The sequence below is a fragment of the Stappia sp. genome, assembly GCF_965276915.1.
Taxonomy (GTDB): domain Bacteria; phylum Pseudomonadota; class Alphaproteobacteria; order Rhizobiales; family Stappiaceae; genus Stappia.
Genome location: NZ_OZ255709.1, coordinates 1,960,024 through 1,984,994, shown reverse-complemented (window position 1 = coordinate 1,984,994; position 24,971 = coordinate 1,960,024). Strand labels below are relative to the sequence as shown.

At 67.5% G+C, this 24,971-nt stretch carries 19 protein-coding genes; 9 read left to right on the top strand and 10 right to left on the bottom strand.

The annotated features are described in order from the left end of the window. The first annotated feature begins 26 nt into the window (after positions 1 to 26). The gene (locus ACQY46_RS09285) at positions 27 to 2,558 is read left to right on the top strand and encodes a ligase-associated DNA damage response DEXH box helicase (protein ID WP_428700455.1); all 2,532 of its coding nucleotides are present in this window, start codon (positions 27 to 29) and stop codon (positions 2,556 to 2,558) included. After that, entirely contained in the window at positions 2,555 to 3,280 is a 726-nt protein-coding gene (gene pdeM / locus ACQY46_RS09280) for a ligase-associated DNA damage response endonuclease PdeM (protein WP_306027249.1), read from the top strand. Before ACQY46_RS09285 ends, pdeM begins: the two co-directional genes overlap by 4 nt. Before the next feature lie 67 nt (positions 3,281 to 3,347). Here the strand turns inward: pdeM and ACQY46_RS09275 are convergent, their stop codons facing one another. From ACQY46_RS09275 to ACQY46_RS09265, 3 genes are all read right to left on the bottom strand, one after another. Further along, complete coding sequence (locus ACQY46_RS09275) at positions 3,348 to 4,154, bottom strand: TIGR02186 family protein (protein ID WP_428699958.1); 807 nt, start codon at positions 4,152 to 4,154, stop codon at positions 3,348 to 3,350. Next, the gene (locus ACQY46_RS09270) at positions 4,151 to 5,086 is read right to left on the bottom strand and encodes a sulfite exporter TauE/SafE family protein (protein ID WP_428699957.1); all 936 of its coding nucleotides are present in this window, start codon (positions 5,084 to 5,086) and stop codon (positions 4,151 to 4,153) included. The genes ACQY46_RS09275 and ACQY46_RS09270 overlap by 4 nt, the downstream gene beginning before the upstream one ends. A 218-nt stretch (positions 5,087 to 5,304) precedes the next feature. Further along, a complete protein-coding gene (locus tag ACQY46_RS09265; RefSeq protein WP_428699956.1) occupies positions 5,305 to 9,615 on the bottom strand; it encodes a peptidoglycan-binding protein in 4,311 nt (1,436 codons plus the stop codon). Between the two features lie 373 nt (positions 9,616 to 9,988). Between ACQY46_RS09265 and ACQY46_RS09260 the strand changes: the two genes are divergently transcribed. The 6 genes from ACQY46_RS09260 to ACQY46_RS09235 all read left to right on the top strand — a co-directional run bounded on the left by ACQY46_RS09260 (position 9,989) and on the right by ACQY46_RS09235 (position 17,972). Beyond that, on the top strand, positions 9,989 to 10,447 hold the full coding sequence (locus ACQY46_RS09260; protein WP_306027245.1) for a MerR family transcriptional regulator: 459 nt from the start codon (positions 9,989 to 9,991) through the stop codon (positions 10,445 to 10,447). Positions 10,448 to 10,859: 412 nt separating this feature from the next. Further along, complete coding sequence (locus ACQY46_RS09255) at positions 10,860 to 12,656, top strand: acyl-CoA dehydrogenase C-terminal domain-containing protein (RefSeq protein WP_428699955.1); 1,797 nt, start codon at positions 10,860 to 10,862, stop codon at positions 12,654 to 12,656. A 183-nt stretch (positions 12,657 to 12,839) separates the two neighbouring features. Continuing rightward, a complete protein-coding gene (locus ACQY46_RS09250) occupies positions 12,840 to 13,964 on the top strand; it encodes an acyl-CoA dehydrogenase family protein (RefSeq protein ID WP_428700454.1) in 1,125 nt (374 codons plus the stop codon). A gap of 85 nt (positions 13,965 to 14,049) precedes the next feature. After that, a complete protein-coding gene (locus ACQY46_RS09245; protein WP_428699954.1) occupies positions 14,050 to 15,258 on the top strand; it encodes an acetyl-CoA C-acetyltransferase in 1,209 nt (402 codons plus the stop codon). A gap of 29 nt (positions 15,259 to 15,287) precedes the next feature. Then, entirely contained in the window at positions 15,288 to 15,746 is a 459-nt protein-coding gene (locus ACQY46_RS09240) for a cupin domain-containing protein (protein ID WP_428699953.1), read from the top strand. 15 nt (positions 15,747 to 15,761) lie between these two features. Beyond that, positions 15,762 to 17,972 (top strand): FAD-dependent oxidoreductase, encoded by a 2,211-nt coding sequence (locus ACQY46_RS09235; protein WP_428699952.1) that lies wholly within the window; start codon positions 15,762 to 15,764, stop codon positions 17,970 to 17,972. 73 nt (positions 17,973 to 18,045) lie between these two features. Here ACQY46_RS09235 and ACQY46_RS09230 read toward each other — a convergent pair whose 3' ends face one another. The 3 genes from ACQY46_RS09230 to ACQY46_RS09220 all read right to left on the bottom strand — a co-directional run bounded on the left by ACQY46_RS09230 (position 18,046) and on the right by ACQY46_RS09220 (position 19,360). After that, positions 18,046 to 18,438: a hypothetical protein gene (locus ACQY46_RS09230; protein ID WP_428699951.1), complete on the bottom strand. Its 393-nt coding sequence runs from the start codon at positions 18,436 to 18,438 to the stop codon at positions 18,046 to 18,048. Continuing rightward, entirely contained in the window at positions 18,417 to 18,842 is a 426-nt protein-coding gene (locus ACQY46_RS09225) for a HEPN domain-containing protein (RefSeq protein ID WP_428699950.1), read from the bottom strand. Before ACQY46_RS09225 ends, ACQY46_RS09230 begins: the two co-directional genes overlap by 22 nt. A gap of 68 nt (positions 18,843 to 18,910) precedes the next feature. Next, positions 18,911 to 19,360, bottom strand: a complete 450-nt coding sequence (locus ACQY46_RS09220; RefSeq protein ID WP_428699949.1) for an META domain-containing protein — start codon at positions 19,358 to 19,360, stop codon at positions 18,911 to 18,913. A gap of 375 nt (positions 19,361 to 19,735) precedes the next feature. Here ACQY46_RS09220 and ACQY46_RS09215 point away from each other — a divergent pair, with 375 nt between their 5' ends. Continuing rightward, on the top strand, positions 19,736 to 20,011 hold the full coding sequence (locus ACQY46_RS09215) for a DUF6460 domain-containing protein (protein WP_428699948.1): 276 nt from the start codon (positions 19,736 to 19,738) through the stop codon (positions 20,009 to 20,011). Between the two features lie 10 nt (positions 20,012 to 20,021). On the opposite strand, the gene ACQY46_RS09210 is transcribed toward ACQY46_RS09215, so the two are convergent. From ACQY46_RS09210 to ACQY46_RS09195, 4 genes are all read right to left on the bottom strand, one after another. Then, a complete protein-coding gene (locus tag ACQY46_RS09210; RefSeq protein WP_428699947.1) occupies positions 20,022 to 20,924 on the bottom strand; it encodes a histone deacetylase family protein in 903 nt (300 codons plus the stop codon). A 146-nt stretch (positions 20,925 to 21,070) separates the two neighbouring features. Continuing rightward, positions 21,071 to 21,517: a MarR family winged helix-turn-helix transcriptional regulator gene (locus ACQY46_RS09205; RefSeq protein ID WP_428699946.1), complete on the bottom strand. Its 447-nt coding sequence runs from the start codon at positions 21,515 to 21,517 to the stop codon at positions 21,071 to 21,073. 1,556 nt (positions 21,518 to 23,073) lie between these two features. After that, the gene (locus ACQY46_RS09200) at positions 23,074 to 23,739 is read right to left on the bottom strand and encodes a hypothetical protein (protein WP_428699945.1); all 666 of its coding nucleotides are present in this window, start codon (positions 23,737 to 23,739) and stop codon (positions 23,074 to 23,076) included. Beyond that, a complete protein-coding gene (locus ACQY46_RS09195) occupies positions 23,736 to 24,896 on the bottom strand; it encodes an NAD(P)/FAD-dependent oxidoreductase (RefSeq protein ID WP_428700453.1) in 1,161 nt (386 codons plus the stop codon). Before ACQY46_RS09195 ends, ACQY46_RS09200 begins: the two co-directional genes overlap by 4 nt. Between the last annotated feature and the right edge of the window lie 75 nt (positions 24,897 to 24,971).

Sequence of the window (24,971 nt, the reverse complement as noted above, 5' to 3'; positions counted from 1 at the left end):
CCGCGAGGCCTTATCTCTGTCAGGCGATGGATGCCGCCGCTGCTTCGCCCCTGTTGCCGGAACGCTTCGCCCGCTGGTTCGAGAGCCGCGGCTGGCACCCGCGCGCCCACCAGCTCGAACTGCTCGAGATGGCAAGGCAGCGCGATTCGGTGCTGCTGGTCGCCCCGACCGGCGCCGGCAAGACGCTGGCCGGCTTCCTGCCGAGCCTCGTCGCGCTCGCCGCGCGGGGAAAACGCAAGCCGGGCTCGGCCGGACGGCGCGGGGTGCACACGCTCTATATCTCGCCGCTGAAGGCGCTGGCCGTCGACATTGCCCGCAACCTCGAGGCACCGGTCGAAGGGATCGGGCTCGACATCCGCATCGAGACGCGCACCGGCGACACGCCCTCGCACAAGCGCCAGCGGCAGAAGCATGTTCCCCCCGACATCCTGCTGACGACGCCGGAGCAGATCGCCCTGCTCTTGTCGGACGCGCAGGGACGGCAGATGCTGAGCGGGATCGACACGATCATCCTCGACGAGCTGCATGCGCTCGTCACCTCCAAGCGCGGCGACCTGCTGTCGCTCGGGCTCGCGGCCCTGCGCCGCCTGTCGCCGGGCCTGCGCAGCATCGGACTTTCGGCGACGGTCGCCGAGCCGGACGACCTGCGCGCCTATCTCGTCGGCCAAACGCCGGATGAGGAGCCGGAAACCAAACGCGCGCTGGCGGGACTGGTGACGGTGGCCGGCGGGGCGGAGCCGGACATTTCCATCCTCGACACGGCCGAGCGGCTGCCATGGTCCGGCCATTCGGCCCGCCATGCCGTCGGCGAGATCTACCGGATCATCAAGGATCACCGCACCAGCCTCGTCTTCGTCAACACCCGCTCGCAGGCCGAGGCGCTGTTCCAGGCGCTGTGGCATGCCAATGACGAGAACCTGCCGATCGCGCTGCATCACGGCTCGCTCGATGTCGGCCAGCGGCGCAAGGTCGAGGCGGCGATGGCGGCCGGCGCCCTGCGCGCCATCGTCTGCACTTCCTCGCTGGATCTGGGCATCGACTGGGGCGACGTCGATCTCGTCGTCAATGTCGGCGCGCCGAAGGGCGCCAGCCGGCTGGCCCAGCGCATCGGCCGCGCCAACCACCGCATGGACGAGCCCTCGCGCGCGATCCTGGTTCCGGCCAACCGGTTCGAGGTGCTGGAATGCCAGGCCGCGCTCGCCGCCTCGCGCGCCGGCCATCAGGACACGCCGCCCTTGCGCACCGGCGGGCTCGACGTCCTCGCCCAGCATGTGCTCGGCTGCGCCTGCGCCGGGCCGTTCGATCCGCTCGAGCTCTATCGCGAGATCCGTTCGGCCGAGCCCTATCGCGGTCTTGGCTGGGAGCAGTTCGAGCAGGTCGTCGACTTCGTCGCCACCGGCGGTTATGCGCTGCGCACCTACGAGCGCTACTCCCGCCTGAAGCGCGAGGAGGACGGCCGCTTCCGCCTGTCGCATCCGAAGATCGCGCAGCAATACCGGCTCAATGTCGGAACGATCGTCGAGGCGCCGATGCTGAAGGTCCGCCTGGTGCGCTCGAAGGCGGACGGGCGGCGCACGCCCGTAGGACGTGGCGGGCGCTGGCTCGGCGAGATCGAGGAGTGGTTCGTCGAACAGCTCGCGCTCGGCGACACGTTCCTCTTCGCCGGCGAGGTCCTGCGCTTCGAAGGCCTGCGGGAGAACGAGGCCTATGTCTCGCGCGGACAGGCGGAGGCGCCGAAAATCCCCTCCTACCAGGGCGGCAAGTTTCCGCTCTCGACTTATCTGGCGGCAAGCGTGCGGGCGATGGTCGCCGATCCGCAAAGCTGGACGGCGCTGCCGGCCCAGGTGCGCGAATGGCTGGAGATCCAGCAATTGCGCTCCGCCCTGCCGGCTCCCGACGGCTTGCTGGTGGAGACCTTCCCAAGGGCCAACAAGCACTATCTCGTCTGCTATCCGTTCGACGGCCGCCTCGCCCACCAGACGCTCGGCATGCTGCTTACCCGCCGGCTGGAGCGGATGGGGGCGCGGCCGATGGGCTTCGTTGCCAACGACTACGCGCTCGCCGTGTGGTGCCTCGCCGATCTCGGCGAAATGATCGGCTGCGGCCGGTTGTCGCTGGCCGAGCTCTTCGACGAGGACATGCTGGGCGACGACCTCGACGCGTGGCTGGCGGAATCCAGCCTGATGAAGCGCACCTTCCGCAACTGCGCGGTGATCGCCGGGCTGATCGAGCGCCGCCATCCGGGACAGGAAAAGAGCGGCCGGCAGGTGACAATCTCCTCCGACCTGATCTATGACGTGCTGCATCGGCACGAGCCGGATCACATCCTCCTCCAGGCGACCTGGCAGGACGCGGCCACAGGACTTCTGGATATCTCCAGATTGGGTGAACTTCTCCGCCGAATTCGCGAGCGAATCGCGCATACTCCGCTCGCACGGGTGTCCCCGCTCGCCGTTCCGGTGATGCTGGAGATCGGCAAGGAGCCTGTGTACGGAGAAGCGCAGGAAGCGCTGCTCGCAGATGCCGCCGACGATCTGGTCAGGGAGGCCATGGGGTGAGGCCGTTCACAGCCCGTATCGAAACGCGCCGATATGCGCCCGTCTGCCACGACATCTCCATTGCCGGAGAGCTTGTCGGCCTGCATGACAGCGGCGCGCTCTGGTGGCCGGACCAGAACACGCTCGTGGTCGCCGACCTTCACTTCGAGAAAGGCTCGTCCTTCGCCCGCAAGGGCGTGATGCTGCCGCCCTACGACACGGCCGCGACATTGGAAAAGCTTGCCGAGGCCATCGACGCCTTCCAGCCCACGCGCGTTGTCGCGCTTGGCGACAGCTTTCACGACGGCGAAGGATCGGACCGGCTGCCGGCAGCCTACCGGGCAATGCTCACCACCCTGCAGCTTGGCCGCGAATGGATCTGGGTTACCGGAAATCACGACCCCGTCGCCCCGGTCGGCCTGTGCGGCGAGACCGTCGACGAGGTCGCGCTCGGTCGGCTCGTCTTCCGGCACGAGCCCCTCGCCGGCGCCGATCCAGGCGAAATCGCCGGGCACCTGCATCCGGCGGCACGCATCCGCCGTTACGGCCGCAGCGTGCGCCGTCCCTGCTTCGCCACCGACGGCCACAGGCTTGTGATGCCGGCCTTCGGCGTGCTGACGGGCGGGCTCAACGTGCTCGACCAGGCCTGGAAGCCGTTCTTCACGCCCCGCGCCTTTTCGGTCTTCCTTCTGGGCGACGGCCGTCTTTATCCGTTCACGGCAAGCCGCCTCGTCGGCGACTGACCCTCTTCACATCCCGGAACACCACCGCAGGCCGGACGTCCCGCACGGTGCGTGCTCGCGTCGCGCTCTAGTCGCGACGGAAGATCACGCCGGCCAGCCAGCCCGTGAAGATCGCCAAGACGATGGCAATCAAGCCGTAGGCGGCCGAATACTGATGCGCCAGCCAGAAGGTGAACTGCTCGAAGCCGGTCTTGGCGATGCGCAATTCCTGCTCGTCCTGGGCAAGCAGCGTTCCGCCCCGCAGCAGGTATGTCGAGACGGTGTAGTCGCCGACCGGCACATTGGCGGGCAGCGGCACGGTCGTGCGGAACAGGGACTCGCTGAGGAAGGTGACCGCCCCGCTGCGCTCGGCAAACAACCCGCTGGCCACCCTCAGGCGCAGCAGCGCCGCGCGAAAGTTGGCACGATCGGTGATCGGCACGTCCGATGCGTGAGCGATGGGCAGGTTGAGGAAGTGCAGGCCGATACGATGACGCTCCAGCACCGAGCGGGAGGCCATTTCATGCGGCGGGCGCGAGGTGTGAACGGCCAGAAAGCTCGGCACGTCGGAGAAGGTTTCTGCGTCGCGGTTGACCCAGATACCGAGGAAACGGCCCTTGCGCCTGGTGGTGACATCGACTTCCGGGCCGCTGACCACGACGGCAATGTCATAAGGGTCCGGCCGCCCGACCGTCAGCGCGTCCCGCGCGATCTCGCCGAAGACGACGATGCGGGTGCCGGTGAAATTCGACTCGATCCGGACCTCGTCGGAGGAGATGTCGGCGACAAGGCTTTCCGCCTGTACGAGGGCGGGCGCCAGCACAGCGGCAAGGCCGCCGGCCAGCACGGCGGCGGCAACACGGCGGCCAACGGAGGAACGGCGAAACGTGGTCATCGCGTCGCCTCCACCAGCGGCGAGACGGCAACGGAAAAGAGCTCGTCGGGCTGCACCAGCAGGTTCACGGCGAACCGCACGCCCACGGAGAGCACCAGCAGCGCCAGCAGCAGGCGCAACTGGTCGCCGCGCAGCTTCTGGCCCATGCGCGCCCCGAACTGGGCGCCGATCACGCCGCCGATCATCAGCGTCAGCGCCAGCACGACATCGACCGACTGGGTCGACATCGCGTGCAGGAAGGTGGCCGCGGCCATCGTGAACAGGATCTGAAGGAGCGACGTGCCGATGACGATGTTGGTGGGCACCCGCAACAGGTAGATCAGCGCCGGCACCATCATGAAGCCGCCGCCGATGCCCAGGATCGTGCCGAGAAAACCGATGATCGCGCCAAGGCCGACGATCGGTATCACGCTCACGTAGAGACGCGAGCGGTAGAAGCGCATCTTCAGCGGCAGGCCGTGCACCCAGTTGTGCTTGCCGGGCTGGCGGGAGGGCACCCGCGCTCCGGCCCGCCGGCGGGCCATGGCGCGCAGCGATTCAAACAGCATCAGGCCGCCGATGGCGCTCAAGAACGTGACGTAGGAAAGCGAGATGACGAGGTCGAGCTGACCGAGCTTCTGCAGCAGGCCGAACAGCCAGACGCCGACGGCCGAACCCGCCACACCGCCGATCAGCAACACCCAGGCGAGCTTGAAGTCGATCATCTTGCGCCGCCAGTAGGCGACAACGCCGGAGGCGGACGAGGCGACGACCTGCGTCGTCACGGTCGCTACCGACACGGCCGGAGGAATGCCGGAGAAGATCAGGAGCGGGGTCAGCAGAAACCCGCCGCCAATGCCGAAAAGGCCCGAGAGAAAGCCCACGGCGCCGCCCATCCCGAACACCATGAACATGTTGACGGGCAACTCGGCGATGGGCAGGTAGATTTGCACGGCACACCGGCGGATTGGCCGCTTGCGCTCGTCAAGCGGGGTGAATGTTGGTCAGGCGGCGCGCATCCGCCGGTTCCACGGTTTGCACCGTTTCACGGCGGTCCCCGGAAGCCCGCGCGTTTCCCCGATAAAGCGCGGGGAACGCTGTCATGTCAACGCAGGAGCTGCGGCTTTTTCCGCTCTTCAGGCGACGTCCGGCCTGTCGCGCCGGTCGCCCGTCAGATCGACTGGCCGATCAGCACCTTGACCAGGTCCTTCGAGATCGCTCCGGTGACGGGAAGACCGTTCGCTTCCTGGAAGGCGCGCACGGCGTCCCGGGTGCGCGGGCCGACCTGGCCGTCGGGCGTGCCGGGATCGAAACCGCGCTTGGCCAGCAGGCGCTGCACGCTCATCACGATGTCCTGCGGCTCGACTGAGATATTCGCGCGCGGAGCCGTTTCCGGCTGCACGGTCCAGCCCGGGCTCAGCTCGACCTCGTTCGCCGAGACCAGGCGCGGCGCTTCCTTCCAGGTCTCGACCGCGATCCGGGCCTCGGCCAGTTCTTCCTTCGACAGCATGTTGGCCAGTTCGTCGCGCTTGTTGCCCGCATCGCGGTCGCCCTGACGGGCGGCAAGCGCGAACCACTTGTAGCTTTCGACCAGGTTCTTCTCCAGGCCCAGGCCACGGGCGTAGAGGATACCGAGATTGTACTGGCTGTCAGCAAGGCCGAAATTCGCGGCCTTCTTGAACCAGTAGGCGGCATCGGGAAACTCGGGGCTGCCGGAAAAGCCCTCGGCATAGAGGACGGCCAGATTGTGCGAGGCCTTGGCATTGCCCTGCTCGGCGGCGCGCCGGTACCAGTCGCGTGCCGTCTCCAGGTTCTTCTCCACCCCGCGCCCCTTCTCGAAGAGGCTCCCGAGGCGGTACTGGGCAGGTGCGAGACCGGCTTCCGCGGCCTTGGCATAGTATTTCGCGGCCTCGGCGAGGTCCGGCGTTGAGCCAGCGCCTTCCGTATAGTTGACGGCAATGGCGAAATAGGCCGCCGGATCGCCGGTGGCCGCTGCCTGGCGCAGAGCGATCGGGCCGGCCGCCTGGGGAATGCCGCCGATCGACACGTCCGGTGCCAGCGACGCCTCGGCGCTCGACGAGACGCCCTGCTGCGGCAGATCGAAGCCGGGGGCACTTGTCGGCGTGCTGGCTGCGGCGTCGCCGGGTGTCTGGAACTGGCTGCCGGGAATGCCGGCCGGGTTCGGGGAGAACCCGCCATCGAACGGCGTCTGAGGGCCGAAGGCGACATCGGGGCCGGGTTCCGTGGCGACCTCGCCGGTCGGCGGGGTACCGGCAGGCGCCATTGCCGCCGGATCGCCGGAAGCGACGGAACCGGTCCCCTGCACCTCACCCGGCGCATGACCGGCGGATGCCATGGCGGCCGGGGCTTCGGCCATGCTCTCCCGCTGCTGCCCGCCGGCTCCCCTGGCGGAGCGAGCGACATCGCTGGAAGCCCCCGCCGATGTCCGGGTCTCGTCCATGCCGGCAGCGACAGGCGCACCGCCGCCAACGCTGGTCTCGATGGCCGCAGGCGTCTCGAGCGATGCCATGTCGGTCTGCGACGGCGACACCTGCTTGAAGATCTGCAAGGCGCCGACGGCGATCACGACGGCGGCGGCCGCGAGCATCACGGCCCGGCGGCCTCCGATGGAGAACAGCCTGCGGCCGCCCTTTTCGCCGGCCTCGGCCAGTTCGTCGCCACCTTCCGCAACCGGGCGCGTGTCGGCGCGCAGTTCGGCGGTCGCCGCCTCGGCCCGCTTGCGGGCGCTGTCGGCCCGCGGGCCATCCCGGCGGTCGCCGGCAAGCGGCATGTCGACCGGCGTATCGAGCGTTACGTCCGTGACGTCCGCCTGCTCGTCCTTGCGCTTGCGGCCAAGCCGGGAGCGCAGCCACCCTTTCGCGGAGGCGGCCTTTTCCTCGACCTGGGCAGAACCCATGAAGCCGAGCGGAGATTTCTGCTGGCCGGCCTCCTCGGCGGCGGCCTGGGCGGCGCGGCGCGCCGCCGCGATGAAGTCGGCCTTGCGGTCGCGGCCGTCCTGCGGCTGTCCGCCGGCGCGGGTGGCAGCCGGGTTCTGGGCCTGGGCCGGCCTTTGAGGGGCGCCGGCGGGACGCGCGGATGCCGGCCGTGCGGGCGCCTGCGGAGCCGTGTCCGCCGCGCGGGCATTGCCATGAACCTGCGCCTGCGAGGCATGGGCCGCCTGGCGGACACGCGGCTTGCCGGACCCCGGCTCCAGCGGCCGGTCGTCTTCAAGGCTGGGCATCGGCATACCGGCCGCACGGGCTTCCTGCTCCAGCGACATCAGCCGGGAATTGATCGAGGCGAGCACGTCCTGGACGCTGTCCATGGAATCGCGCGCCCGCCGTTCCGAACTGGTGGCGGCCTCCATCAGGCGATGCAGGTCGCCGCGCAGGGCCTGGGCGACGTCGCTGCCATCGCCCGAGGCGCCGGACTGCAGCGCCGACTGGATTTCGCCGAGCCGGGCAAAGCCGGTTTCGGCCGCGTCGAGCTTGCTCGCCAGCGCCGCGATCTTGTCCTCGACCTGCGCCAGGACGGCATTGTCCTCGCTTGAGGCTCCCCGGTTCACCGCTTCGGCAAGGTCGCGCAGCTGCGCTTCGAGTTCGGCCGTGACAACCGGGCGGGAGACGCTTTCGCGCAAACCGGCGATCTCGCGATGCAATGCATCGAGGTCCCCGGTTTCCGCGGTTCCGCGTCCGGCCTCGAACCGCTCGTTAAGACGGGAAATGCCGTTTTCCAGGCGGGCGATCAGGTCCGCCTCGATGGTGCCCTGCTGCCCCTCGGCCATCAGGGTCACGCCTTCGGGGCGGTCGAGCGCGTTGATCTTGCCGTCGATCGCGGCGAGACGCTTCTCCAGCAGCGTGAAGGCCGCATCGTAGCTCGGCGGCATCTGCCGGGCGTTCTCGATCCGCTTCAGCCGACCGGCGATCTCTCCAAGCTTCTCGTCGATCTGGGGATCGCGGCGCTCCGCCCGGTCATCCGCCAGCATGCCGGCGATCTGCTCCAGCCGGTCGTTCAGGCGATCGACGGCGCCGGCCTGGGGAAGGCGGTGCTCGATGGCGCCGACCCGGCCGGCCAGCTCGCGCTGGCCCTCGACCAGACGGTCGATCGCATCGAAACGAACCGACAGCGACGACAGGCGCTCGTCGATACCGGCCAGAAGGTCGTTGACGTCGATCCGCTCGACCAGATCGCGCACGGCGCGGATCTCGCCGCGCAGCAGGGCCATGTCCTCGCCGCCGTTGCGGCGCACGAGTTCCTCGACCCGGCGGCCGATATCGGCGACCCGGTCGTCCAGGGCGACGAGTTGGTCGGCGCGGGGCACGATCCGGAACGCGTCCTCGATGTCAGACAGGCGCTGTCCGAGCTCGCTGACGAGGCGAGGCTCGAGACGGTCGCGCGCCATCTCGTCGAGGCGCTGCACCAGATGAGCGTAACCGTTTTCGAGCGACTGCAGCATGCCGTCGACGTTCGACTGGCCGATCATCGCGCGCAGGTCGGAGATCTCGGCGCGCACCTCATGCACGAAGCGGGTGTCGGTGCGGTCGGCCCGCAGGCGCTCGACCGCTTCCGACAGGCGCCGCATCTCGCCGCTTTCCCGGGCGACAGGCCGCGCACGCTCGGCACGCAGGGATTCCATCAGCACCGCGCGCAGCTCGCCGATCTCCCGGCGCATGACGTCAAGACGCTCGTCCCGCGTGCCGTGGGCGCGCTCGACACGCTGCGCCAGGTCGTGGATCAGCGGACGCAGGTCATCGTCGGCGCGCAGGGCGGGACGGGTGGCAGGGCGCGGATCCTCGCGCAGCGGGCGGTGCGGCGGCGCGTAGTCGTCTGCATAGGCATCGTAAGCCTCGGGGACATCATAGCTACCGGCGTAGCTGTCCCCGGCCTGCGAATAGCCGTCATAATCATGGCGGGCAACGTCATGGTCTTCCGGCTCGTAGGCGTGCGCCTCCATCGCCGGCCGTGCGCGACGAGCGCCACGCGAGGCGTCCGGAGCCTGCGACAGGTCCTCGACCCGGCGGTCAAGCCGGTCGAGCGCACCGAGCACCGCCTCGATACGGCTGGTGCGGGCATCGACGGGCTGGGCGGGACGATCGGAGCGCGCGCGTGCAGCGGCAGCCCGCCGGGCATGGCGATTGGGTTCGGCCTGCATTGCGGCCTGGGTCTGGGCCTGAGTCTGGGCATGGGCATGGGTCTGGGCATGGGCCATTGCCTGGCGCGGCGCGGCAGTGGCGGGCGCATCCATCAACCGGCCGAGCGCGTCGGCGACATCGTTGAGCTGCTCGCGGGCTCGCGCCCTTTCGGGAGCGCGCGTCTGGGAACCGCGCGGGTCGGCCGGCAGCGGAGCCGGGCGCTCGCCGGTCCAGGCGGGGGCGCGCCGACGCGGCTCGTACCAGCTGTCCGCATCGCCGGCCGGGTCACGGCCATGCCCCGCCTCGGGGTCCGTGCCGCCTTGAGTGCGATGTCGCGCGTTCCAGGACATATGAATGGCCTCTTCAACCCAGTTGGGCGCGCCGCTCGGCGCAAGACTTGTTCTTCTTCCGGACCAAAGACGGCTACACGGGATCCGGACGACCTTCGGCTAAACTGTCGCTGCTTATGGTAAACAGGCGGTTAAGCGGCGCGTTTACATGGTTAACCAAACATGAACGCGTGGTGCGGAACGCAACGGCGAGCCTGTCAGGTTTGCCGAGGCGCTTGACGCTTACGTGCACGGAATGTATTCCGAAGGCAGGTGACGTTATGTCAGGTGCCGGGGGCGGATGCAGGTCCGCGCATTCGCGATGCCGGTCACGGCCCGCCCCGATCCGGATGGCGGCCGTCTCCGGCACGTCAATACAGACAAGGAACAAGCCATGAGCGAAGCGCTCTCGGTCAACAACGACATCGTCGAGGCGGTCGCCGCCAAGGACGAATCCACAAAGAAGACGCTTTTCACGATCGGCGATCTTGCCAAGGAATTCGGCGTAACCTTGAGGACACTTCGTTTCTACGAGGACAAGGGGCTGATCAACCCGCGCCGTGACGGCATGAACCGCGTCTACACGCGCCGGGACCGGGCACGTCTGAAGCTGGTCCTGATGGGCAAGCGGGTCGGCTTCTCGCTGGCCGAGATCCTCGACATGCTCGATCTCTACGACCTGCGCGACGGCCAGGTGACGCAACTGCGGGTCGCGCTGTCGCGCTTCCAGAGCCAGATCGACGTGCTCGTCGAGCAGCGCCGCGACATCGACCAGGCGGTCGAGGAGCTCGGCCGCACCGTCGAGATCGTCTCCGGCATGCTGAAGGAAAAGGAGACCGAGGCGGCGGAGTAATCCCCGCCTCGCGAAAACCGGCGGGTGAGTCGCGGGGCGGCCGCCCGGACCGGCCTGTCCCCGCACACGCCCCTGCGCCGACCGCCGGCGCGAGCATGCCAGGAAGCCGAAAACCGGCGCGCATTTCGTGCAAACGCGACAAATTTGGGCTCAAATCTGCGTAAATTTGTCCAGATTCTGATCGAAATTGATTCAAACACGACAAAGCCGCCGCGCTTCCGCAAGGATATGTCTTGCCGGAGCCGGGCCGCCGCCATATAACGTGCCCAAGGTGACGTTTACGGAAACGTCAAGTTCATCCGGCTAGAGTGATCCTGCCGGAGCGAGACTTGAAGCGACGTTGGCCCAGGCCCGGGAGAGATCCGGGCCAGATCCGGGCCAGATCCGGGCCAGATCCGGGGAGGACAATTTCATGCCGAGCTACAAAGCGCCTGTGCAGGACGTGATGTTCCTGCTGAACGACGTCCTTGGCTATGAGAGCCACGGCAACCTGCCGGGATTCGCCGACGCCACGCCCGACCTGGTCGAGGCGATCCTGAGCGAGGGCGCAAGGTTCTGCGAGGAGGTGCTGGCGCCGCTCAACCCGGTCGGCGACCGAGCGGGCTGCACCCGCGACGGCGAGGGCAACGTCACCACGCCGAAGGGCTTCAAGGAGGCCTACGAAACCTATCGCGAGAATGGCTGGATCGCGCTCTCCATGCCGGAGGAGTTCGGCGGCCAGGGCCTGCCGACCACCCTCAACTCGATCATCCAGGAATTCATGTCGGCGGCGAACCTGGCCTGGGGCATGTATCCGGGCCTGTCGCAGGGCGCGGCGGCCGCGCTCGCCGTGCACGGCTCGCAGGAGCAGAAGGCGCTCTACCTGAGCAAGCTCGCCTCCGGCGAATGGTCGGGCACGATGAACCTGACGGAGCCGCATTGCGGCACCGACCTCGGCCTGATCAAGTCGAAGGCCGTGCCGCAGGGCGACGGCAGCTACAAGATCTCGGGCCAGAAGATCTTCATCTCCGCCGGCGAGCACGACCTGACGGAGAACATCGTGCACCTGGTGCTGGCCCGCATCGAGGGCGCGCCGGAAGGCACCAAGGGCATCTCGCTCTTCATCGTGCCGAAGTTCCTGCCCGACGGCGACGGCAAGCCCGGTGCGCGCAACCCGGTCTCCTGCGGTTCGCTGGAGGAGAAGATGGGCATTCACGGCAACGCCACCTGCGTCATGAACTATGACGGGGCGACGGGCTGGCTGCTCGGCGAGGAAAATCGCGGCCTCAACGCCATGTTCGTGATGATGAACGAGGCGCGGCTGGCCGTCGGCATCCAGGGTCTCGGCCAGTCGGAGGTCGCCTACCAGAACGCGCTCGCCTATGCGCGCGACCGGCTGCAGGGACGCTCCCTTACAGGCCCGAAGAACCCGGACGGCAAGGCCGACCCGATCATCGTCCATCCGGACGTGCGCCGCACGCTGCTGTCGATCCGCACCTTCAACGAGGCGGCGCGCGCGCTGGTGCTGTGGACCGCGCTCAAGTCCGACACCTCGCACCGCTCCGACGACAAGGCGGCGGCCCAGGCGGCGGACGACCACATGGGCCTGATGACGCCGGTGATCAAGGGCGTGCTCACCGACAAGGGGTTCGACAACGCGGTCGCGGCCCAGCAGATGCTCGGCGGTCACGGCTATATCGAGGAATGGGGCATGTCGCAGTTCGTGCGCGATGCCCGCATCACCATGATCTACGAGGGCGCCAACGGCATCCAGGCGCTGGACCTCGTCGGCCGCAAGCTGCCGCGCGACGGCGGCCGGGCGGTAATGGCCTTCTTCAACGAGGTCGGCACGTTCCTCAAGGACAACGCCGGCGAGGAGGCCGTTGCTCCCCTGCTCGGGCCGATGAAAGCCGGTCTCGACGACCTGCAGAAGGCGACCATGTGGTTCATGAACAACGCCATGGCCGAACCCGACAATGCGGGCGCCGGCTCCACCGACTACATGCATCTCTTCGGCACGGTGGCGCTCGGCTACATGTGGGCGCGGATGGCGAAGGCCTCGGCGGCCGCACTTGCCTCCGGCGCAAGCGGCGATGACCGCTTCCACGAGACCAAGCTGACGCTCGCCCGCTACTTCATGGAACGGCACATGCCGGAGACGAGCCTGCGCCTTTCTCGCATCTCGGCCGGCGCCGAAACGATGATGGGCCTCGACGCGGACGCGTTCTGACCCCACGATCGACCGGCGGCCGGTGAACGGCCGCCGCCGCGACTGCCTGGACCGGCCCAATCGAACAGGAAGGGGCTGCAACCGGGCATCGACACGCCTTGACGAAAGGCCGCCGCCCGGCGGCCCCGGCGCCACGGGAGGGAAACCGGATTGACTGCAAGCATCGCCGCCACACCATCATGGATGACCGAGGAGCTGGGGCTGCTCGACGACGCCTTCGCGCGTTTCCTGGAGCGCGAGATCGCCCCGGACTACGAGGATTGGGTGGAGGCCGGTCGCGTCACCCGCGAGGCCTGGAAAAAGACCGGGGCCGGCGGCTTCCTTTGCGCCGGCATGCCGGAGGAGTATGGCGCGGCAGGCGGCAGCTTTGCCCATGAGGCGGTGATCATCCGCAGGCTCGGCGTTGCCGGCTTCGACCATTTCGGCATCGCCCTGCACTCGGCGATCGCCGTGCCCTACATCCTGCACTACGGATCTGACGAGCAGCGAAAGCGCTGGTTGCCGGGGCTGGCGTCGGGAGACCTGGTCGCTGCCATCGCGATGACGGAGCCGGGCACCGGCTCCGACCTGCAGGCGATCCGCACGACGGCGGTGCGCGACGGCAATCACTACCGGATCTCTGGCGCCAAGACGTTCATCACCAATGGCCAGCTGGCCAACCTGATCATCGTCGTCGCCAAGACCGACCCGTCCGCCGGATCGAAGGGCACATCGCTCTTCGTCGTGGAGACCGACAAGGTCGAGGGTTTCCGGCGCGGCCGCAATCTCGACAAGCTCGGTTTCAAGGGCAACGACACGTCGGAGCTGTTCTTCGACGACGTCAGGGTCCCTGCCGATGCGCTGATCGGCGACGAGGAGGGACGCGGTTTCTACCAGTTGATGGAACAGCTGCCGCAGGAGCGTCTGGTCGTTGCCGTGCAGGCGATGGCCGCGATCGAACGCGGCCTTGCCCTGACGCTCGACTACGTCAAGGAGCGCCAGGCCTTCGGCAAGCGCATCCTCGATTTTCAGAACACCCAGTTCAAGCTGGCGGAGCTGAAGACCGAGGCGACCATCGGCCAGGTCTTCGTCAACGAGTGCATTGCCCGCCATGTCGCCGGCGAGCTCGACAGCACCACCGCCTCGATGGCCAAATACTGGACCACCGACCTGCAGTCCAAGGTGATGGACCAATGCCTGCAGTTCTTCGGCGGTTATGGCTACATGAACGAGTACCCGATTTCCCGTCTTTACGCGGATGCCCGCGTCCAGCGGATCTATGCCGGAACCAACGAGATCATGAAGGTCCTGATCGCCCGCAGCCTGTGAGGCGCGCCATGCAGCGCGTCTGCCAGCGTGTCTGGCGGCCTGCCGCCGGCGAACGGCAACGAGACGACAAGCCAAGGAGGCTCCAATGGCCGACGCATTGATTTTCGACCATGTGCGCACCCCGCGCGGACGCGGCAAGAAGGACGGCGCGCTCTACGAGGTGCCGGCGGTGCGACTGGCGGCCGAACCGCTGAAGGCGCTGCAGCAGCGCAACGACCTGGACACCAGCCAGGTCGACGACGTGGTGCTCGGCTGCGTCGATCCGGTCGGCGAAGCGGGCGGCGATATCGCCCGGGCAGCGGTGTTTGCCGCGGGCTACGACCATTCCGTGCCCGGCGTGCAGCTCAACCGGTTCTGTGCCTCGGGCCTCGACGCAGTGAATTTCGCCGCCGCCCAGGTGATGAGCGGTCAGCACTCCCTGGTGGTCGCAGGCGGCGCGGAATCCATGAGCCGCATCGGCATCGGCGCCTCGGGCGGTGCCTGGCCGGTCGATCCGCAGGTCGCCCTGCCCTCCTATTTCATGCCGCAGGGCGTCTCCGCCGACCTGATCGCCAGCAAGTACGGCTTCAACCGCGACGATGTCGATGCCTATGCGGTCGAAAGCCAGAAGCGCGCCGACACCGCCTGGAAGAAAGGCTATTTCGGCAAGTCGGTGGTCCCGGTGCGCGACGTCAACGGACTGACCATTCTCGACCGCGACGAGCACATGCGGCCCGAGACGGACATGCAGTCGCTCGCCGCGCTCAACGCCTCCTTCGAGATGATGGGGCAGATGGGCGGCTTCGACGCGGTGGCGATCCAGGCGCATCCGGAACTGGAGACGATCCGGCACGTGCATCACGCCGGCAATTCGTCCGGCATCGTCGACGGCGCGGCGGCCGTGCTGATCGGCAGCCGCAAGGCCGGGCGCAGCGCCGGGCTGACGCCGCGCGCGAAGATCCGCGCCTTCGCCAATATCGGGTCCGAGCCGGCCCTGATGCTGACCGGGCCGGTCGACGTCACCGAAAAGCTGCTGGCGAGCGCGAAGATGTCGCTGAAGGACATCGACCTGTTCGAAATCAACGAGGCGTTCGCGTCCGTCGTCCTGCGCTACCGGCAGGCATTCGACCTCGACCCGGACGTGGTCAACGTCAATGGCGGCGCCATCGCCATGGGCCATCCGCTCGGCGCGACCGGCGCGATGATCCTCGGCACGGTGCTCGACGAACTGGAGCGGCGCGACCTCAACACCGCGCTGGTGACGCTGTGCATCGGCGCCGGCATGGGCACAGCGACCATCATCGAGCGCGTCTAGGCGCGGGTCTGGAACCGGAAGGAAAACGGATGCCGAAGATCGACATTGCCGCCATCGCGCCGCGCACAAGCAGCATCTATCCGGCCGCCTTCGCGGACCGGATGCGGGGCCGCTCCAAGCAGGCGCTCGGGAACGCTGCCGGGCTCACCCAGTTCGGCGTCAACCTGACGCGACTGGCGCCGGGTGCAATCTCCGCATTGAAGCACTGGCACGAAAACGAGGACGAGTTCGTCTTCATCCTGGAGGGCGAGGCGACGCTCGTCGAGGACGACACGGAAACGCTGCTTGTCGCCGGCGAGGCGGCCGGCTTCAAGGCGGGCGAGCGCGTGGCGCACCAGCTTGCCAACCGCACGGAGCGCGACGTCGTCTATCTGGAGGTCGGGACGCGGGCGCCGCGCGAGCAGGCGCATTACCCGGACGACGACCTCAGCTACCGGCGCGACGAGACCGGCAACCATCTCCATCGCAAGGACGGCACGCCCTACTGACCTCAGGAGGCCGACATGGCTTACGCGAATTTCTCCCTGACCAATGATTCCGGTATTGCCCATATCGTCTGGGACATGCCGGGAAAGAGCATGAATGTCATCGACATCTCGGTGATGGACGAACTCGACGAGCTGATCGACAAGGTCGCCGGCGACGCCACGCTGAAGGGCGCGGTCATCACCTCCGGCAAGCCGGCCTTTTCCGGCGGCGCGGACCTCACCATGCTGGAGGGCCTGCTCCGCGATTTCCACGCCAAGCGCGCGAGGGACCCGGAAGGCGCGGCGCAGCTTCTGTTCGACGGATCCCGGCGGCTGTCGCAGATCTTCCGCAAGCTGGAAACCTGCGGCAAGCCTTTCGTCGCCGCGCTGAACGGCACCTGCATGGGCGGGGCGACCGAACTGGCGCTGGCCTGCCACGCCCGCATCGCGGCCGAGGAGGATGCCTTCAAGATGGCGCTCCCCGAGGTCAAGGTGGGGCTCTTCCCCGGCGCCGGCGGCACACAGCGGGTGATGCGCATGGCCGACGGACAGCAGGGCATGCAGTTCCTGCTGCAGGGCAAGACGCTGAACGCGAAACAGGCGCTGGCGATGAAGCTCGTCGACGAGATCGCCCCGGGAAAGAAGCTGGTGGCGGCCGCCGTCAAGCTGCTCAAGGCCGGCGTCGATCCCGTCAAGCCCTGGGACAAGAAGGGCTTCAAGCTGCCGAACGGCCCGGTCTACTCGCCCGCCGGCTTCCAGTTCTGGCCGGCGGCCAACGCCATCTACCGGCGCGAGACGCATGACAACTATCCGGGCGCGCGCGGCATCATGCAGTCGGTCTATGAGGGCCTCTTGATGCCGATGGACCAGGCGCTGACGGTGGAAAGCCGGAATTTTGCCCATGTGCTGCAGACGCCGGAGGCGGCGAGCATGATCCGCTCGCTGTTCGTCTCCATGCAGGAGCTCAACAAGGGCGCGCGGCGGCCGGCGGACGTCAAGGCGAACCGCATCCGCAAGGTCGGCATTCTCGGCGCCGGTTTCATGGGTGCCGGCATTGCCTATGTCACCGCCAGGGCCGGCATCGACGTGGTGCTGATCGACCGCGACCAGGAGGCGGCGGACAAGGGCAAGGCGCATTCCGACGCGCTGGTCTCCAAGGCGATGAAACGCGGTCGGGCCACCGAAACCGACCGCGAGGCGCTGCTTTCCCACATCACCGCGACCCCCGACTACGAGGCGCTGGCGGACTGCGATCTCGTGATCGAGGCGGTGTTCGAGGACCGCGAGATCAAGCGCACCGTCACCGAGAAGGCGGAGGCCGTGCTGAAGACGCGGACGATCTATGCCTCCAACACCTCGACCCTGCCGATCAGTTCGCTGGCGGAAGCCTCGAAGCGGCCGAAGAACTTCATCGGCATCCACTTCTTCTCGCCCGTCGACAAGATGATGCTGGTCGAGGTGATCCTCGGCAAGAAGACCGGCGACAAGGCACTGGCGATGGCGCTCGACTACATCAAGGCAATCAAAAAGACGCCGATCGTGGTCAACGATTCGCGCGGCTTCTACACCTCGCGCGTGGTGATGACCTATATCCGCGAGGGACTGATGATGCTCGCCGACGGGGTGCCGGCGGCGATGATCGAGAATTGCGGGCGCATGGCCGGCATGCCAGTGGGACCGCTGTCGCTGGGCGACGAGGTGGCGCTCGACCTTGCCTGGAAGATCGTCTCGGCGACACGCAAGGATCTCGGCGTGAAATATGTCGAGGGCCCGCTCGACAACATCCTGGAAGAGATGGTGGTCAATCGCGAGCGCTTCGGGCGCAAGAACGGCAAGGGCTTTTACGACTACGAGGGCCGCGAGAAGAAGCTGTGGCCGGGCATTCCCGACGTCGTCGGCAAGCCGAAGCCGGCCGAGGCCTTCAATGTCGAGGAGCTGAAGCAGCGCTTCCTCGTCATGCAGGCGCTGGAAACGGCGCGGATCTTCGAGGAACAGTGCCTGACGGATGTGCGCGAGGCGGATGTCGGCTCGATCCTGGGCTTCGGCTTCGCGCCATTCACCGGCGGCACGATCTCCTATATCGACGGCATGGGCACCGCGGCCTTTGCGGAGCTGTGCCGCAAGTTCACCCGCAAATGGGGCCCGCGCTTCAAGGCCAACCGGCTTTTGAAGGAGATGGCCAAGACCGACGAGCGCTTCTACGTGCGCTTCGCCCCGGACAAGGGCGAGGAGCGGGACGCCGCCTGAGACGCGGGGGGCGCCAACGCCTGCACGCCGGACACAAGAAAGGGCGGCCGATGGCCGCCCTTTTGCGTTCCCGTCAGGAGATCACCGGTACCGGCTCGACAAAAACCGGTACGACATCGAAAACATAATGTTCGCCGAACAGGTTGTTTCGCAGGTTCTTTCCAGTGAAATCACGGATCTGCTGGAACCTGCGAACGCCGAGCATGACCGGATGGTCGCCCTCCACCAGCTTCACCCGGCTCGGCTCAAGTCCGCCCAGCCGTCCAAAATCCCGCCCGACTATCGTGGCGACACGCATATAGGCATCGTGCCGGTTCGCATCGGCATCCTCAAGCGCCAGCCAGAGCCGCCAGGAGGTCTCGTTTTCCTCGTCGCGCACCCAGGCCGCGGATGTGACCGCTAGCCCTTCCCTGTTCAGTTCGTCCACCAAAAGCCTGGCGGATGTCACCAATGCAGCCTGATCCATGGCAGGATCCCCGTATCGGGCTCGTCCGTCGCGGCGAGCATGCGTTTGGTATCGACCTGCCCCATTATCGCGTAGCGGGTCTCAACTTTCCACTCCTTGACGATTGCCCAGTTGGCCGCGAAGCCTGGTTCGTCGCGGGCTCGGCGCTCCAGCTCTCCCCGCAGGTTCGCCGTACCAAGGAGCCCATCCAGATCGTGCTTGTAGATCTGCTCGACGAGCTTGCGCTCCGGAATCGCATGTTCGCGAAACTGGCTGGCGATGCGGGCTTTGATCGCCGTCTCCACAGCATAGCCGCAGAGATAGTAAGCGGCGGAGTATCGTTCGTGCGCCGGGAGCAGCTTGGCGTCAGCAAGCTTTTCCTCCGCGATTCGGCGCAGATCATCACGATGCAGCCATACCGCCATGGCACCCAATCTCAACCAGAAATAGAAATCAGGTTGAAACTAGCCTCACCGAAACAGAATGGCCAGACCTACTTGCCGACAAGCAGCACCACGGCGGCGCCGGAACGGTCGCGCAGGAGCACGCGGCCCGGCATGCCGTCGACCCTGACGACGGCGGGGAAGAAATGCAGGAAGCGGCGCTCCAGATCGCCGGCCGGGCCCTGGCAGGCCATCCTGGTCGCCATCACCTTTTCGGAGACGGCGAGATCCTGGCCATCCTGCTCCAGCGTGCCGCGCAGGCGGTTGCAGCCGGCCGAGGCGAGCCACAATCCGTGCCGGTCGACGGTCACCTCCGTGCGGCCGGCAAGCGTGCCGTCGAGGTCGACCAGCGCACCGCCGGGAGCCGCCAGCGCCGCGATGCGCCAGGTGCCGGTGATCGAGGGCTCCTGCTGCGCGCCGGCACTTCCGGTCGCGGCGGAAAACGCCAGGGCGAGGGCGGCGGCCAGGCATGCGAGGGGTTTGCGGGCAATCGTGATCATGGCTGAACTGTCCTTGGCTTTGGCCCGCCGCACCGTCTGTTGCGGTCGTTCGCGGGCCGGCTCGGTTCCCGTTTTCCTCGCGCAGGGGCAACCGACTTGCAGGCGCTGCGCGACGCGGTCCGCCGCCTCCCGGACCGCAGCCCGTTGCCGGGCAGGAAACGCCCCCTGCCATCATCCGGACGCAAGCGAGGTTTCCCGTTCCATTGTGGCATCATCTTGACGTTTTTCCCAAGGATCCATGTCAATGCACCGAAACCGCGCCGGCACGTGCCTGCATTTTCGGTTTGATCGCAAGGGGCCGCCCGCCTACATCTCGGGATGACCGACCGGGCGGACAGCCGGGAACCGAACGCAAGCACATTTCAGGAACCGCCGATGACCAACCGACCGCTCAGCCGCTTTCTCGGGGACACGCCCGGCCGCGTGATCCTCAAGCTCCTGGTGCTCTCCTTCGTTGTCGGCGTGCTTCTTTCGGCGCTCGACCTGCATCCGCTCGACGTCTTCGACGGTGTCGTCAGCTTCATCCGGCGGCTGTGGGACCTCGGCTTCGAGGCGCTCGGCCAGCTCGGCGGCTATTTCGTGCTCGGCGCCCTCGTCGTGGTGCCGGTGTGGATCGTCATCCGCCTGATGAACCTGGGGCGCGGCGGCTGACGCACGATCGTCAGGCGAATTCCGCCGCCACCGCGTGCAGGATCGCGTGGCGGCGCGCCAGCCGGTCGATATCCTCCAGATAGCCGCCGCCGATCACCCCGGCGAGGGGAATGCCGGCGCGGCGCACCGTCCCGATGACGAAGCGCTCGCGCGCTTCCAGCCCCTCGTCCGACAAGGACAGACGGCCGAGCCGGTCGTCACCATGCGGGTCGACGCCGGCGTTGTAGAAGACAATGTCGGGGCGGAAGGATTGCAATGCCTGCGGCAGGGCGCGCCGGAGTTCATCGAGATAAGCGGCATCGCCAAGCCCGTCCTCCAGCGCGATATCGAGCGTCGAGGCGACCTTGCGCACAGGGTAGTTGCGCCTTGCATGCATGGAGAGCGTGAAGACCGAGGGCGTGCAGGCGAGGATTTCGGCGGTGCCGTCGCCCTGGTGCACGTCGAGGTCGACCACCATCGCCCGGCGGATGGCGCCATCGGCCATCAGCACCCGGATCGCAACGGCAACATCGTTGAAGACGCAAAAGCCGGCGCCATGGGCGCGGCGGGCATGATGGCTGCCGCCGGCGGTGTTGCAGGCGATGCCGTGTTCCAGCGCCAGCGTTGCCGTCAGCACCGTGCCGGCGGTGGCGCAGCGCGCCCGAAAACCGACCGCCTCGCTCATTGGCAGGCCGATCTCGCGCACGATCCCCGGCGGCACGGCGGCCGCGAAAACCTGGTCGACATAGGCGCGCTCATGGGCCAGCGCCACCCATTCGGCGGGCGCGGGGACCGGCTGGCGATAGCTGCCCGGCGCCACGATCCCCTCCTCCACCAGCACCTCGGCAAGGCGGCGGAACTTGTTCATCGGGAACCGGTGACCGGCCGGGATCTCGGCGCAATAGGCGGGATGATGGACGACGGCAAGAGGCATGAAGGAACCGGCAGGCAAGGTGGATGGCGGGTGTCTCGTACCGGTTTATACGCGAGCGGGCGGCGCGAGGACCAGCACCGGCGGCGGCAACGGACAGTCCCCCGCGCTTTCCAGGGAAGCGCGGGGGACTGTCCAGGGTCAGGGCTCTAGGACTGCGCCACGGCAAGGGGCCGGGCGCGGCTTGCCGGCGGACCGGCGAGACCGCGATGGAGTTCGGCCAGCTGGGCCTCGCTGATCGTGGTGGCCGGCAGACCCGCGACCACGTCACTGACGATGGCATCGGCATCCGACACCAGGATCTCGCCCGCCCCGGTCAGGCAGGCAAGGCTCTGGCGGGCGTCGCGCTCGCCCTTTTCAGTGGTGACATAGCCGATCTTCTCCAGCGGCTTCAGCGCGCGGGTCACGGCCGAGGGCGTCAGCCCGACGGCCTGGGCAAGCTCGACCCGCATGGCGCGGCCTTGCGGAAACTCCGAAAGGCTCTTCAGCAGGCGATACTCGCGAAAGCTGACACCACGCGCGCCGGCCAGCGGCCGGTCGAACCGCTTCTCGATCAACCCGGCGATATCGAGCAGCGAGAACACGAGGGTATTCATGATCGCATCCTTTCCTGATACGTGGCTGTTGCAGTCTATATACGTGAGTAATCACGCAATTCAAGGGCAGGCTTCGAGACGCCGTGACAGGCATCGGGCGAATGCGGACGGGCGGGGGCAGAACAAGAGCAACCGGTCTTGCTCGGTTCCAACCCATGCTCAGGCTGTCACCCCGGGCGAGCATCGCGAGACCCGGGGTCCATTCGTCCCCAGAGCAGGAGCGATGGGATCGCGGGAGGTGGCTTTCGTACCCCCCACTGATGGCGAAGGGCTCCGCGCCTGCCGCAACCGGCTGAGACCACCACAGCCGCCCGGGTTGCCAATGGATCCCGGATCAAGTCCGGGATGACAGCGGAGGGGGAGGCAGGGGTCGGCACCGGCAGCATGAGATGGCGGGACTGGCCGGTGCCGCCCCCCCTCTGTCCCCTCTCGGGGACATCTCCCCCTCAAGGGGGGAGAGGGGTGCGCGTGGCGATGCCCGTAGTCCTGTCATTTCGGCCGGTTTGCGGTGGGATTGGCCGGTGCCCGCTCCCTCGCAGGCCCGCGCTCAGGCCGTCACCCCACAACAGCGAGGACGGTTGTCAACCGCCACCTCATACTCGGCCGTCACCCCGGGCAAGCATCGCGCGACCCGCGGCCCATTCGTTCCCAGAGCGGAGGCGACGGGGTCGCGGCGGTCGCATGCCGGTCCGTCGCGACCGGCGGTGTCGGTAAAGGGCGGAGGTGAAGGGCTCCGCGCCCGTCACGACTGACAGTGCCTGCCACACCCGCCGGGGTTGCCAATGGATCCCGGATCAAGTCCGGGATGACCGCCGAGAAGAGGCAAGGCCGGCGTGTCGCCGCCCCACCCTCATGCCGCCGCCCGCGCTCAGGCCGTCACCCCACAACAGCGAGGACGGTTCGCAATCACCACCTCATACTCGGCCGTCACCCCGGGCAAGCATCGCGCGACCCGGGGCCCATTCGTTCCCAGAGCGGAGGCGACGGGGTCGCGGCGGTCGCATGCCGGTCCGTCGCAACCGGCGGTGTCGGTAAAGGGCGGAGGTGAAGGGCTCCATCAGCCGCGACCGGTGAGGGCCGCCACGCCTGCCGGGGTTGCCAATGGATCCCCGCTCGGAGGCGGGGATGACGTCCGAGGGGGAGGCAAGGCCGACGTGACACCAGCGGTGCGGAGGGATGATGGCGGGGGGAACGGCAAGGGCGGCGCCAGCACCATCTGGCGGCGGGGTTGGTCGGTGCCCGCTCCCCCCTCTGTCCCCTTTTCGGGGACATCTCCCCCTCAAGGGGGGAGAGGGGCGCGTGTGGCGATGCTCGCACTCCCGCATCACGCGGCGCAGTCGGCGCTCCGTCGCCACCGCATCCTCATGCCGTCACCCCACTCTCCGCGCGTCACCCCACAACAGCGAGGACGGTTCGCAATCACCACCTCATACTCGGCCGTCACCCCGGGCAAGCATCGCGCGACCCGGGGCCCATTCGTTCCCAGAGCGGCGGCGACAGGAGCGCGGCGGTCGCGTGACGGTCAGCCCTCTCCCGTCACGATCAGCCGGTCAGCCCTAACCCGTCACGACCGGGCAGCGGACAAGGTGCCAGTCCTCGGACAGGCCGCGACTGTCGAGCGCGCGCTTCAACCGGTCGCTGATGAAAAAGTGGATGTAGATCGACTTGTCCCACCAGATGTCGCGCCCCGCGAGGGCGTTTTCCGAAAAGAGCAGCAGCGGCGCCCGGGCGCGGACGACATCCACACGCCATCGCCCCTGCGACATCGCATCGAGACCCTTCTCATCGGACCGCTCCCTCAGAAAGGCGTCCTTCCTGTTGCCCTGGCTGAGATAGAAGAACGCGCCCGGCATCAAGGTTTTACCGTCCGGATGCCAGAGGCGCGCGGGATAGAGCGCACCCTCGCCCATGTCGAAGCTTCGCACCACCTCGGCGCTTTCGCCCGACAGAAAAGTGAAACCATTGGAAAAGATCTGCGGTGCCGGTTGTTCGTGCGCTGGGGGATAGTGCTCGGGACGCGGATAGTTGTCTGTCGGGAACCGGTCTTGTGGCAGGAACCATCCGACCTTTGTTTGCTTGATAGATTTCAGGATTGGTTCGGGTGCTTTACCGCCGTTTTCGAAACTTTCGGCAGGCACCCATGCCCGACCATTTTCACCAAGACCATGCCCCTGGACGAGCCAGATGCAGGGTTCCGGTCCGCTTGGATCCTGCCCGCTCATCTCCCCGTCCTTTCGGCAATGGCGGTGCCGGCAGCCCAGCCGGACGACCAGGCCCACTGGAAATTGTAGCCGCCGAGCCAGCCGGTGACGTCGACGACCTCGCCGATGAAATAGAGGCCGGCCACCGATTTCGCTTCCATCGTCCTTGAATCGAGGCCGGCGGTGTCGACGCCGCCCAGCGTCACCTCGGCCGTGCGGTAACCTTCCGTGCCGATGGGGAAGAGGTCCCAGCCCTGCAGGGTAGCGGCAATGGCGGAAAGCCGCCGGTCGCTCGCCTCGCCCATGGTTCCCGACCAGCCGTGAAGCGCCGAGAGATGGGCGGCGAGCCGCTTCGGCAGGAGTTCGCCCAGCGCGTTGACGATGGTGCGGCGGCCGTTTTCCCGTTTCGAGGCCTTCAACTCGGCAAGCAGGTCGCGGCCGGGGAGGAAGGCGACGCGCACCGGCTGGCGCTCGCGCCAATAGGAGGAGATCTGCAGGATGGCGGGCCCCGACAGGCCGCGATGGGTGAAGAGCAGCGCCTCGTCGAAAGAGGTCTTGCCGCAGGAAACGCGCGCATCGGCAGCGACGCCGGCAATCTCGCGGAAGCCGGCCAGCACATCCTCGCCGAAGGTGAGCGGCACCAGCCCGGCGCGGGTCTCGGTCACGGCGAGGCCGAACTGTTCGGCGATCCGGTAGCCGAGGCCGGTGGCGCCCATCTTGGGGATCGACTTGCCGCCGCAGGCGACGACGAACTGGCGGCAGGCGACGCTTGCCGCCCCCTCGCCGCCAAGCGTCACCGCAAAGCCGTCTTCCTGGCGCACAATGCTTTCCAGCACCGTGCCGAGGCGCAGTTCGGCGCCGGCCTTGCGCATCTCGCCGACCAGCATGGCGATGATGTCCTTGGCGGAATTGTCGCAGAAGAGCTGGCCGAGGGTCTTTTCGTGCCAGGGGATCCCGTGCCGGTCGACCATGGCGATGAAGTCGCGCGGCGTGTAGCGGCCGAGCGCCGACTTGGCGAAATGCGGGTTGGCGGAGATAAAATTGCGCGCCGTCGCGCCGGTATTGGTGAAATTGCAGCGCCCGCCGCCGGAAATGCGGATCTTCTCGCCCGGCGCCTTCGCATGGTCGATGAGAAGCACGCGGTCGCCGCGCGCGGCGGCATGGATCGCGCACATCATGCCGGCGGCGCCCGCGCCGAGGATCAGCGTGTCGACCGTCTCGTTGCGCACTGTCTGACTAAGCACGGCACGGCT

Excerpts from the sequence above, each read along its gene's own strand:
- ACQY46_RS09285 (WP_428700455.1), top strand. The coding sequence starts at position 27 with ATGGATGCCGCCGCTGCTTCGCCCCTGTTGCCGGAACGCTTCGCCCGC.
- ACQY46_RS09275 (WP_428699958.1), bottom strand. The coding sequence starts at position 4,154 with ATGACCACGTTTCGCCGTTCCTCCGTTGGCCGCCGTGTTGCCGCCGCC.
- ACQY46_RS09265 (WP_428699956.1), bottom strand. The coding sequence starts at position 9,615 with ATGTCCTGGAACGCGCGACATCGCACTCAAGGCGGCACGGACCCCGAG.
- ACQY46_RS09260 (WP_306027245.1), top strand. The coding sequence starts at position 9,989 with ATGAGCGAAGCGCTCTCGGTCAACAACGACATCGTCGAGGCGGTCGCC.
- ACQY46_RS09255 (WP_428699955.1), top strand. The coding sequence starts at position 10,860 with ATGCCGAGCTACAAAGCGCCTGTGCAGGACGTGATGTTCCTGCTGAAC.
- ACQY46_RS09250 (WP_428700454.1), top strand. The coding sequence starts at position 12,840 with ATGACCGAGGAGCTGGGGCTGCTCGACGACGCCTTCGCGCGTTTCCTG.
- ACQY46_RS09245 (WP_428699954.1), top strand. The coding sequence starts at position 14,050 with ATGGCCGACGCATTGATTTTCGACCATGTGCGCACCCCGCGCGGACGC.
- ACQY46_RS09240 (WP_428699953.1), top strand. The coding sequence starts at position 15,288 with ATGCCGAAGATCGACATTGCCGCCATCGCGCCGCGCACAAGCAGCATC.
- ACQY46_RS09235 (WP_428699952.1), top strand. The coding sequence starts at position 15,762 with ATGGCTTACGCGAATTTCTCCCTGACCAATGATTCCGGTATTGCCCAT.
- ACQY46_RS09230 (WP_428699951.1), bottom strand. The coding sequence starts at position 18,438 with ATGGATCAGGCTGCATTGGTGACATCCGCCAGGCTTTTGGTGGACGAA.
- ACQY46_RS09225 (WP_428699950.1), bottom strand. The coding sequence starts at position 18,842 with ATGGCGGTATGGCTGCATCGTGATGATCTGCGCCGAATCGCGGAGGAA.
- ACQY46_RS09220 (WP_428699949.1), bottom strand. The coding sequence starts at position 19,360 with ATGATCACGATTGCCCGCAAACCCCTCGCATGCCTGGCCGCCGCCCTC.
- ACQY46_RS09215 (WP_428699948.1), top strand. The coding sequence starts at position 19,736 with ATGACCAACCGACCGCTCAGCCGCTTTCTCGGGGACACGCCCGGCCGC.
- ACQY46_RS09210 (WP_428699947.1), bottom strand. The coding sequence starts at position 20,924 with ATGCCTCTTGCCGTCGTCCATCATCCCGCCTATTGCGCCGAGATCCCG.
- ACQY46_RS09205 (WP_428699946.1), bottom strand. The coding sequence starts at position 21,517 with ATGAATACCCTCGTGTTCTCGCTGCTCGATATCGCCGGGTTGATCGAG.
- ACQY46_RS09200 (WP_428699945.1), bottom strand. The coding sequence starts at position 23,739 with ATGAGCGGGCAGGATCCAAGCGGACCGGAACCCTGCATCTGGCTCGTC.
- ACQY46_RS09195 (WP_428700453.1), bottom strand. The coding sequence starts at position 24,896 with ATGATGTGCGCGATCCATGCCGCCGCGCGCGGCGACCGCGTGCTTCTC.